Source organism: Sphingobium sp. TB-6 (assembly GCF_012927365.1).
Lineage (GTDB): Bacteria > Pseudomonadota > Alphaproteobacteria > Sphingomonadales > Sphingomonadaceae > Sphingobium.
This window is the reverse complement of sequence record NZ_JABBGL010000026.1, coordinates 42,801-52,938: the sequence shown is the minus strand read 5'-3', so window position 1 is coordinate 52,938 and position 10,138 is coordinate 42,801. Positions and strand designations below refer to the sequence as shown.

Genomic DNA, 10,138 nt, shown 5'->3' with positions numbered 1-10,138 from the left:
GACGACCGCCGCGAACGAAACAACAACAGACGTAGCCAGCACGGCCCTGTCTCCGGGGGCGACATCATCTCGGAACAAAGGGGCGCAATCATCTCGGAAACGAGGGGCGGCTTCATCGGAATCGGCAGGCAATCGACATGTCATCCCGCCATCCACGGTAATGGACTGGCCGGTGACGTAGCCACCGCCATCGGAAGCTAGATAGAGGGCGGCTGCAGCGATATCCTCAGGCTGACTATAACGACCGAGTACCGATGCTATTTCAAGATAAGCCTGCCCTTCAGCAGAATCTGCCGGGGAAAACCAGTTGCGCGTTATGCCGGTGACCGTGTTCGCCGGATTGATGCAATTTGCCGTGATCCCATATGAACCCAGTTCTATGGCAAAGCCCTTCATCAATCCGGACACAGCGTGCTTCGACGCGACATAAGCCCCTTGGAGTCGAAGTCCATATTCCGCGCAGACGGAGGCAGTGGTGATGATGCGCCCGTATCGGCTCGATCGCAGCAACGGCACACAAGCCCGCGTGAGACGAAAAACAGCATCGACATTCACAGCGAACACGCGGTTCCAGTTTGCGTCTGTCGTCTCATGCAGCATCGCTAGATCGCCCGGAATCCCCGCATTGTTCACGAGGACGTCCAGTCCACCCAAAAGCTCAGAGGCCGTGGTTACAAGGGTTTCGTGCGCGTTGTCCGACACGAGGTCCTGCGCAACCGGAAGTATTGCCGTGCTGCCCGCAAATGCACTCTGCAACTTCTCAGCGGATATGTCGACGGCCAGAACCCGAGCGCCGTCGCGTGCGAAGGCTTCCGCGACCGCCCTTCCAATTCCGTCGGCTGCACCTGTGACGAGCGCGCGGCGTCCCTCAAGTTGTGCCATGCCCTATCCTTTCATGAATGACAGGTTCAGTCGTCAGTTGAAATACATACCCCCATCGACATTCAGCGTCTGGCCGGTAACGAACGCGCTTTGGTCAGTGCAAAGGTAGAGAATCGCGTCGGCGCAATCTTGTGGGCGACACAGACGTCCGAGTGGCGTCGCTGCCAGAAGGGCCGCTTCAATGCTCAAGGCACTCTCAGAATCGCCCTTCTCGTAGGCGCTCTTGACGGCATCCCACATGGGTGTCTCCACGGCACCTGGTGCAATGGCATTCACGCGTATCTTATGGGGCGCGAGTTCCTGAGCCATTCCCTGCGTCAGGTTGATGACGCCCGCCTTGCTGGCTGAATACACAAGCGATCCGATGGATGGCTTGCGCCCAGCCGCCGAAGCGATATTCACGATAGCACCGCCCCCACCCACCTTGATCATATAGCGCGCGGCAATCTGGCTAACGAAGAACAGACCCTTCAGGTTGATATTCAGGACCTTGTCAAACTCGTCCTCTGTGACATCCATCAGCTGCTGCATCGAATACACGCCTGCACAGTTGATCAGTATGTCCAGTGCACCATGCTCCTGCCAGACCGCATCGAGTGCCGCTCGCACGCTCGAGACGCTTGTGACGTCGCAGGCCAGGTAAGACATTCGTTCGGGGAAGGCCGCACAGGTTTCAATACATGCCGCACCCGCCTTGTCAGCGGCGAACACCATCGCGCCTGATTCAGCGAGAGCCCTTGCCGTCTGACGACCGATTCCACTAGCCGCACCGGTCACAAAGGCAATCTGGCCGCCAAGATCTACAGTTGGCCTGGTTGTCTTCGCTCCCGCCTTTTGCATTATTATCTCGGCCCCATCCGAATTGCGCCATCGAGACGGATGACCTCCCCGTTCAGCATGGGATTTACGATGATCGACCGTACAAGATCGGCATATTCATAGGGCTGACCCAAGCGGCTCGGATGCGGCACCTGCTGGCCAAGGCTGTCTTGAGCGGATTGGGGAAACGCCTTCATCATGGGTGTCATGAAAATGCCCGGCGCGATTGTCATCACGCGGATCTTTTCGCGTGCCAAGTCTCGCGCGACGGGGAGCGTCAGTCCAACAACCCCGCTCTTCGACGCAGCATAGGCTGCCTGCCCTATTTGCCCGTCGAAAGCCGCAACCGATGCGGTGTTCACAATAACGCCCCGCTCTTCGCCAATCGGCTCTGCAGCAACGAGGCGCGCGGCGAACTGACTAAGAGCATTGAATGTTCCGATGAGGTTGATCTCAACGGCCCGTCGGAAATCATCGAGCGGGTGCGGCGTCCCGTCGCGGCCAACTGTTTTGATCCCTGGCGCAATCCCCGCGCAGTTTACGAGGATCCGGGCTGTCCCAAAAGCTGCCTCTGCCTCGGCCAGCGCTGCCTCAATGCCGCTCGCATCCGTCACATCCGCCGGGATGAACCGCCCCTCAATCGCACGAGCATGCGCATCACCTGCCTCGCGGTCCCGGTCGAGGATCGTGACCTTCGCACCTTCGGCCGCAAGCATGGCCGCGGTTGCAGCACCCAGTCCCGAGGCCCCGCCTGTCACCAGCGCGGTGAGGCCGTCAATTTTCATAATGTTTCTCCCAATCCCTTCGCGCTGAGCGCGTTCCGCCGCCCCTTGTCGCAAAATCCGGTTGGCGTTTGCCCAGGAAGGCCGCCACGCCTTCCCTGCCTTCCGCAGCGGCAGCTTGGGTGCGCACGCTCAGCGCTTCCAAGTCCATCTGCGCTTCGGGGCTCATGCTATCGGAAGACAGTAGCAGGCGGCGGGTCGCGGCAAAGGCTCCGACAGGGCCTGACGCCAGCGTTTCCGCTAGGGCACGCGCTTCCCGAGCTAAGTCTCCAGGGGGAACCGACCTCGTTACGAGGCCGAGTGCCACTGCCTCCGCGCTTGTCAGGCGCCCATTGGTATAGGCAAGTTCTTGTGTCTTGCGCAGTCCGATTAGGCGCGGCAGCAGCCAGGTCGCGCCGCCGTCGGGCGAAAAGCCGATGCCGGCATAGGCCATGGAAAAATGCGCGGCATCGGACGCCAGAACGATGTCGCCGACAGCCGCAAGCCCAAGGCCGCCGCCCGCCACCGGGCCGTTCACAGCCACCACCAGCGGCTTGTCCATATGGAGTAATTTACTGACGGCCGCGTGCAACGGGGTGGTGATGCGGTCCAGCAATATCCCCACTTCGTCTCCGCTTGCGGCGATACGCTTCACGTCACCGCCGACGCAGAAGAAACGCCCCTGCCCCGTTAGCAGAACGCATCGGACCGCAGCATCACGCGCTGCCTCCTGCACTCTCTCAAGGAGCGCCTCGGCCATTTCGACGTCCAGCGCATTCCCTGTCTGAGAGTTTGAGAGGGTTATAACGGCAACCCCGTTGGTCCGCTCGATGCGCACCGGTGGCTTGCTGTATTCCGCGGGGTTCACGGCTCAGGCCGCCTGTTTGGCTGCGGCCACCCGGCCCGCGATGATATCGGCCGCCTTTTCGCCGATCATGATGGCGGTGGCATTAGTATTGGTGCTCGGCAGTGTCGGCATGATGGATGCGTCGGCGACGCGCAACCCTTCAATGCCTCGGACCCGCAGCTGCGGATCGACGACCGACTGAGCGTCACTGCCCATGCGGCAGGTTCCCACCGCATGATAGCCCAGCGCCGCCTTGGCGCGAATGAACGCCGCCCATTCCTCATCGTTGGCAGGAATCGGATTGGGACTGCGGTCGGCGGTCACAAGGCTCCGCATCGCTGGTGTATGATAGAGTTGGTTGATCAACTTGCAGCCCTCGATCATCGTGGCCAAATCTCGCTCGTCATCGAAAAGACGATGCATTATCCGTGGCCGGAGATCTGCGTTCAGCACGACTCTGCCACGACTCTTGGGGTGACAGACGGACGCATAGAGCGTGATGATCTGTTCCTTTGGAAGTCCACTGGAATCCCAGGAGGTTGCGTTGGGGTCCATGTCGTAGCCGAGCGGCATGAAATGGAACTGGACGTTGGGCTCATCCAGATCGTCGCGCGTTCGCACCAAGCCCATTGCCGGTACAGCCGGTGCGGAAAGCGGACCGCTGCGGTTCCATGCATAGCGCAATAGATAACGGAGAATATCGACAGGCCGCATCCGGCTGTTCATCGTCGGCTGGTTCACATATTTATTCTGCCCGACGCCCGGATGTTCCTGAAGATTGGCGCCGACCTGGGACGCATCCTGGCGAACACTAATGCCGTGCTCTTGCAGGATACCGGCAGGCCCGATGCCAGAGCGCATCAACAAGGCCGGTGTCCCCATAGCGCCTGCAGAGAGGATCACTTCGCCGCGCGCCCTGGCCTTGCGCTTGATGCCTTTGTGCAGATAGGTAACCCCGACCGCGCGCGCACCTTCAAAGTCCACATGTTCAACATCGGCATCGACGATGATCTCGAGATTGGGCCGCGAGCGGGCTGGGCGCAAATAGGCTTTCTCCGTGCTACAGCGCCAACCGTCGCGTTGCGAGCCATGGGTGAGATACACCCCTTCCATCTGCCCGTCCTGATATTCGAAAAGGGTCGGAATTCCAAGCTCGTTGCAGGCCTTCAAAAAGGTATGCGTTAGCGGGTGGAAACCTGGTCGCATGGGCGCAACGGACAGCGGACCGTGCGACCCATGAGCTTGGCTCGGCTTGCCCGACCAGTTCTCAGACTTGAGAAAATAGGGGAAGACATCGTTGAAGCCCCAGCCCGTTGCGCCCGCCTCGGCCCAGCGATCATAATCCCGTCGCGTGCCGCGGACATAGACCATCCCGTTGATGGCGCTGCCACCCCCCAATGCCTTGCCGCCGGACCAGGCGAATGACCGATTGTCGATGGTGGGGTCCGGATCCTGGGGATAGACCCAGTCGTATTTGGTGTTGCCAATCAACTGAACCACGCCGGCGGGAACCTGCATCACCAGCGACCGGCCGTTCCCCCCTGCTTCGAGAAGAACCACCTTGGACCGCCCGTCTTCGCTGAGCCGGTTTGCGAGTACCGCGCCGGCGCTACCCCCGCCTACGATGATGTAATCAGCGACTATCGCGTCGTCTTTCATATGCTTCCTCTCCGGCTCGGCCATGTCGCTCAAAAGGTCGGCCGATCGACCTCACCCTACCGCTGACGGCCGGTTTACTTTCGTTTCCTCCATGGCAGCGATGCGCTCTTCGCGCAGTTGCTGCCGCCGGACCTTGCCGGCGTCGTCCCGCAGCGCGCCCGTCACGAACTCGAAACTTCGCGGAAGCTTGTAGGCAACCAGCCTTTCGCGCAGGAATGCGAGCAATTCGTCGGCGGTTAGGCGCCCCTGCGCCTCCACCGTCGGTTGAACGATAGCGTGGGTGGTGGCGCCATAATCATCATCGGGCAGCCCGATGACCACGGCTCCCTCTACGTCCGAGTGCGCCATCAAGGCGCCTTCGACCTCGGCTGGGAAGATGTTAGCGCCCCCCGACACAATCATGTCGGTGCGGCGATCGGCGATGTAGAGATAGCCGTCTTCATCCATCCAACCGAAGTCGCCCAAGGTTTCAAAGCCATCTTCGGTCGTCCGCGCGTCGGCGCCGATATAGCGATAGGTGGACCCCCGGCCTCCGGCCGGAAGCGCGAAAATCTCGCCCACTTCCCCGCGCGGCAATTCCTTGCCTGCTTCATCGACGATCTTGATCTTGTCGAGGTACGGACGCCCCACCGACCCGCGATGGGCCAGCCATTCAACGCCGTTCAATATGGTGGTGACAATCCCTTCTGTACCCCCGTAAATTTCCCAAATCTTCTCGGGACCAAGCCAGTCGATCCACTCCTGCTTGAGCTCTCGCGGCATGGGCGCAGCCCAATGCCACACCGTCTCAAGCGAGGAGACGTCATATTTTTCGCGCACCTCTTTGGGCAGGCGCGAAATTCGCATCATCATTGTCGGTACGAAGCTTGTCCATTTAACTCGGAAAGCTTCAATTAGTCGAAGCGCCTCCTCCGGATCGAACCGCGTCATGCCGATGATCGAGTGGCCCTCAGACAATGCCTGGATGTTCGTCGTCACCGGCATGTTGTGGTAGACTGGGCCAGTTGCGAGGATCGGCCCCTTGTCGGGAAATCGCAATGGGGGTTTCCGATCGGTATCGAAACTGTTTGGCCCCGGGGCTACGATAATCTTCGGGCGGCCGGTCGATCCCCCGGAAGACATCGCTTTCCATCGGGGAGCGATGACGGCCTGTAGCGGCGTTGCTTCCGGATGGTCGCGTCCAAAATCACCAGGCTGCGCCCCGAATGCTTTCCGTAGCGCCGCGTCGGATGCGATCACCATCTTCGGCTCTGCCACTGCTACGATCGCTTGAAGTTCGGCGAGCGGCAGACGATAGGATACAACGTGCGGCGTAGCCCCGATCGTCCAAAGTGCGAACATCAGCTCGTAAAATGCCGATCCATTCGGAAGCGCCAACGTGACAAGATCGCCAGGGCCGATGTTGACGCCACGCAACGCATGGGCGCGCCGGAGCGCCCGGTCAGCCAATTCGCCCCAGCTTATCACATCGTCGCCATGCCGGATCGCCCACGCATCGCAGCCATGGAGCGCTGAACCCCGCGCAGGAATTTCAGCCAGAGGAATTATGGCCATTCGCAACATCCTTTATAATGTGCCACCGCTTATTCAGAAGCGGGCTTGCCCTTCCAGGCGGCCTTGTCCCTCACAGCGGCTGGGAGGTTAGTGGGATCGATCGGCAGGCCAAAAATCTGCTCATTATGTGAATGGCTAAGTTGATGCAGAGCGAAGCTCGTGCCCATAGCGTTCACGCGACCTTGTGCATCTTGCGCGGCATTAACGGCTTCCTTGAGAAGCTTCAGCGTGAAGGCTGGCTTTTTGGCGATTTTGCACGCCATGGCCTCGGTGAAGCTTTGCAGTTCCTCCCTGGGAACCACATGGTTCACCATTCCCAGCCGATAAGCCTCCTGTGCATCGATGAAATCGCTGGTGAACAGCATTTCCTTAGCCTTGCGGACCCCCAGTTCCCATGGGTGATTGAAGAATTCAGCACCGGCGACCCCAATATCAGCCGTATTATCGGCGAATTCTGCGTCCTCCGCCGCAATTATGATATCACACGGCCAAATGAGCATCAGTCCGCCGGAGATCGCCTTTCCCTGAACCTGAGCGATCGTGACCTTCGGAATGTTGCGCCAGCGCTCGGAGAGGCCGAGGAACATTTCCTTTTCAATCCCCATACGCCCTTCGGCTCCCGTGCAGCTGAAACCGCACCAGGTCCCCACAGGATCCCAAGGCGCCATTTCCGCCACGAAATCCGGAATACGAAGGTCATGGCCGGAGGAGAAATGCTTTCCCCGCGCGGCGAGGATAATCACCTTGACCGAGTCGTCCCGAGCGGCTTGGTTGAAGGCAGTATTGAGCTCATAGAGCATCGCCGCATTCTGGGCATTGCGGCTCTCGGGCCGATTAAGTGCAATCCGCACCACGCCCGGAACGACGTCCTCGAACACTATGGTCTCAAACGCCTCTCGTCCAACTTCGCTCGTCATAGCTCATCCTATCCCGCAGTGCCTGTTATCGGCCGATCTGTGCCAGGGACGCCTGAGCTCCTATTGTCAGGCGTCCCAGACAATCATCAAGCAGCGTCGCGCTTACGCCCCGCGCCCGCGTCGGCTTGGTTTTTGGGATAGAGCCGCTCGAGCTTGGAGTAGGTTTCCTGCCCCTCGTTGCTCTTGTCCCAGACCATCCAACCACGATCCATGTGGGAAAGTGCCTGCAGCGCCATGCCATATCCCACCCCAACCCGGTCGTTGAACAGTTGCTTCCAGCGATCCACGAAGCACTGCCGCGTGTAGCGAAGGGTTAGATCATCGTAGGTTGCCATCTGGTGAGCGAGTTCTAGGGCACGGGGCATCAGCTCTTCAGGCTTCACAACTTCGTTGACGACGCCCAGACGCTGGGCTTCATAGGCATCGATATGCTGGCCCGTGAGCAGGAAATATTTGCCGCGGTTGGTCCCCAGCAGTTCCTGCCACAGGATGTGCACGCCATCACCGGGCACCTCGCCGGCAGTGAAATGACCCTCATCGGCATAAACGGCGGTCGTCGATGCAAGGTTGATGTCGCCCAGAACCATCAGCTCGCCGTGGATCAGCGCCGGGCCATTACAGGCGCAGATCAACGGCGCCTCGATTTCGAACAAGCGGCGGAACATCATCTTTTCGCCCCAGGAGGGCACATCGAAATTGCTGGGCGTTTTAATGGGAACACCCCATTCGCCGTGGCGGTCGATGAAGACATCGCCGGTGCCGGTGAACACGACGACACGATTGTCACGGTCGCCCCCAATATCCGTGAAAGCGGGGGCCCATTCGGAATGATGCTCAGCGCCATAGAGCACCGGTCCGTTATTGCTATGCCACTGCACGACGAGAACACCGTCCGCCGATCGGTCGAACTTGAGGGTCTTGTACTTGTCGAAATATTCTGGACGCTCGCTCATCACATCTTCTCCTTAAAATCCAAATTAATGATCGACCCGATCAGGCGATGACCATTCCGCCATCGACCGACAGCGTTGCTCCGGTCAGGTAAGAGGCCGCTTCGGAACACGCCCATATGACGGCCGAAGCGATTTCGTCCGGCCGGCCCGCCCTGCTCATGGGCACGGACGACTGGACATATTGGTCGATGCTGAAGAAACCTTCGGCTGCTTTCTTAGCGAGCATTGGCGTTTCTATGACGCCGGGGCATACGATATTCACCCGAATGTTCTGCTTGGCATATTCGAGCGCAGTTACCTTGGTAAGGCCGATCAGCGCATGTTTGCTCGCCACATAGGCGGGCAACTGCGGCGCTGCGCGCAGCGAAGAAACCGACCCCGTGTTCATGATTGCTCCGCCGCTTGTCTTGAGCATGGCCTGGATCTCGTGCTTCATGCACAACCACACGCCGGTGACATTGACGGCGAATATTTGATCCCAAAGTTCCCGCGTACAATCCACCGTGGTGCCGGTATCCGGTGAGATCCCCGCGTTGTTATAGGCTGCGTCGAGGCGGCCGAAGCGGCTCACCGTCTCGCCGACCGAGGCCGCGACAGAGTCCTCATTGGTCACGTCAGTGAGCAGGAAGATCGCCTCACCCCCCGCTCGAAGAATGGCCTCCAGGGTCTCGCTCCCGGCGCGCTCATCGCGGTCAAGCACAGCCACCTTTGCGCCCAAAGCCGCGAACTCCTGCGCGGCGGAACGGCCGATGCCACTGCCGGCACCGGTAATGAGCGCAACCCGTCCGCTCCAATCCATCTTATTCACGTGCGTTGCTCCCACTAATCGGTGCCGAGAAATGCATCATTTGCGCATGTTTTCGGGAAGGCGATCGTCGGGAATGGGAGGGCGATAGTCTTCCGCCACGCCATTGGTGATGCAGACGCGCTGCAACGTCCGGGTTTTACCCGGTACAAGCCCGCCGCGCGCATGATGATATGCTTGGTTCGCCCAGATCACGAGGTCGCCATTACGCCACCGATGCTCGTAAATGTTTGCATCGGCGTAAAGATGCTCGTGCAGTTCAGCGAGCAGATCCTCGCTCTCTGTTTCGCTCAGCCCGACGACGAGAGCCGTGTTTTGCTGGGTTGCAAAGAGCACTTCCTTACCCGTGATGGGATCGACATGTATCAGCGGATGTTCAGCGCGGGGCGCATTATCCGGGTAGCCTTCAATGCGCTGGCGTCCGGTTAACCCTTCTTCGCTGGCGGAGAAGAGATTGAGGCCTTTGAGACCGCGCAGACGCTCTCTGGTCGCGGGTGCGAGCGCTTCGAGCGCCAGACTTCCGCTTGCGAACCGTGTCCACGTCTCTTCATAGGGCACTTCGATCCCGTGCAAGGAAATGCCCAGAAGCGGAACCGGTGTGTAGAGGAAGTCGAGGTGAAAAGAGACCTCGGAGTCGCCTAGAATGCCATCTTTTCGGGTATTCGAAACATACCCAACCGTCGTGAAATCTTCCAGGACGGGGCCCAGCTTGGACATCACCCGCTTCTGCTGATCCTGCGTCAATGCTTGTTCGCGAAAGACAAGATAGCCATGCTCCTTGAACAGGCGGACCACCTCGTCGTCATTCTTCTCTTCACGCAGGTCGAGGTCCACCTCAACCCCGAATGGCTGAATTCTTGAAATCTTCGTTGCCGATTGAACAGACATCACAACCTCCTAGATGCTGGATTTTATCGCATGGCGGACCTGCTCGCGGGCCG

General features: G+C 59.5%; 10 protein-coding genes. All 10 read right to left on the bottom strand.

What is annotated here, in order from left to right; translation table 11 throughout:
- Nucleotides 1-882: SDR family NAD(P)-dependent oxidoreductase (locus HHL26_RS22085; RefSeq protein ID WP_169576724.1), on the bottom strand; the 882-nt coding region annotated here is incomplete at its 3' end.
- A 33-nt stretch (nucleotides 883-915) separates the two neighbouring features.
- Nucleotides 916-1,722 carry an SDR family oxidoreductase gene (locus HHL26_RS22080; RefSeq protein WP_066564604.1) on the bottom strand — a complete coding sequence of 269 codons (807 nt, stop codon included), beginning with the start codon at nucleotides 1,720-1,722 and terminating at the stop codon, nucleotides 916-918.
- Nucleotides 1,723-1,724: 2 nt separating this feature from the next.
- On the bottom strand, nucleotides 1,725-2,486 hold the full coding sequence (locus HHL26_RS22075; RefSeq protein WP_066564606.1) for an SDR family NAD(P)-dependent oxidoreductase: 762 nt from the start codon (nucleotides 2,484-2,486) through the stop codon (nucleotides 1,725-1,727).
- Nucleotides 2,476-3,330, bottom strand: a complete 855-nt coding sequence (locus HHL26_RS22070; protein WP_066564609.1) for an enoyl-CoA hydratase-related protein — start codon at nucleotides 3,328-3,330, stop codon at nucleotides 2,476-2,478. The genes HHL26_RS22075 and HHL26_RS22070 overlap by 11 nt, the downstream gene beginning before the upstream one ends.
- Nucleotides 3,331-3,333: 3 nt before the next feature.
- Nucleotides 3,334-4,968, bottom strand: a complete 1,635-nt coding sequence (locus tag HHL26_RS22065) for a GMC family oxidoreductase N-terminal domain-containing protein (RefSeq protein WP_066564611.1) — start codon at nucleotides 4,966-4,968, stop codon at nucleotides 3,334-3,336.
- Between the two features lie 51 nt (nucleotides 4,969-5,019).
- Complete coding sequence (locus HHL26_RS22060; protein ID WP_066564612.1) at nucleotides 5,020-6,522, bottom strand: AMP-binding protein; 1,503 nt, start codon at nucleotides 6,520-6,522, stop codon at nucleotides 5,020-5,022.
- Nucleotides 6,523-6,551: 29 nt separating this feature from the next.
- The gene (locus HHL26_RS22055; RefSeq protein WP_066564614.1) at nucleotides 6,552-7,439 is read right to left on the bottom strand and encodes an enoyl-CoA hydratase; all 888 of its coding nucleotides are present in this window, start codon (nucleotides 7,437-7,439) and stop codon (nucleotides 6,552-6,554) included.
- Between the two features lie 86 nt (nucleotides 7,440-7,525).
- Nucleotides 7,526-8,392 (bottom strand): enoyl-CoA hydratase/isomerase family protein, encoded by an 867-nt coding sequence (locus HHL26_RS22050; protein WP_066564616.1) that lies wholly within the window; start codon nucleotides 8,390-8,392, stop codon nucleotides 7,526-7,528.
- 40 nt (nucleotides 8,393-8,432) lie between these two features.
- A complete protein-coding gene (locus tag HHL26_RS22045; RefSeq protein WP_066564781.1) occupies nucleotides 8,433-9,191 on the bottom strand; it encodes a glucose 1-dehydrogenase in 759 nt (252 codons plus the stop codon).
- Nucleotides 9,192-9,236: 45 nt separating this feature from the next.
- On the bottom strand, nucleotides 9,237-10,085 hold the full coding sequence (locus HHL26_RS22040) for a TauD/TfdA family dioxygenase (protein WP_169576723.1): 849 nt from the start codon (nucleotides 10,083-10,085) through the stop codon (nucleotides 9,237-9,239).
- Nucleotides 10,086-10,138: the final 53 nt, after the last annotated feature.

Bases quoted from the DNA above. Each gene is read 5' to 3' on its own strand.
- HHL26_RS22080 (WP_066564604.1), bottom strand. From the start codon at position 1,722: ATGCAAAAGGCGGGAGCGAAGACAACCAGGCCAACTGTAGATCTTGGC.
- HHL26_RS22075 (WP_066564606.1), bottom strand. From the start codon at position 2,486: ATGAAAATTGACGGCCTCACCGCGCTGGTGACAGGCGGGGCCTCGGGA.
- HHL26_RS22065 (WP_066564611.1), bottom strand. From the start codon at position 4,968: ATGAAAGACGACGCGATAGTCGCTGATTACATCATCGTAGGCGGGGGT.
- HHL26_RS22060 (WP_066564612.1), bottom strand. From the start codon at position 6,522: ATGGCCATAATTCCTCTGGCTGAAATTCCTGCGCGGGGTTCAGCGCTC.
- HHL26_RS22055 (WP_066564614.1), bottom strand. From the start codon at position 7,439: ATGACGAGCGAAGTTGGACGAGAGGCGTTTGAGACCATAGTGTTCGAG.
- HHL26_RS22050 (WP_066564616.1), bottom strand. From the start codon at position 8,392: ATGAGCGAGCGTCCAGAATATTTCGACAAGTACAAGACCCTCAAGTTC.
- HHL26_RS22045 (WP_066564781.1), bottom strand. From the start codon at position 9,191: ATGGATTGGAGCGGACGGGTTGCGCTCATTACCGGTGCCGGCAGTGGC.
- HHL26_RS22040 (WP_169576723.1), bottom strand. From the start codon at position 10,085: ATGTCTGTTCAATCGGCAACGAAGATTTCAAGAATTCAGCCATTCGGG.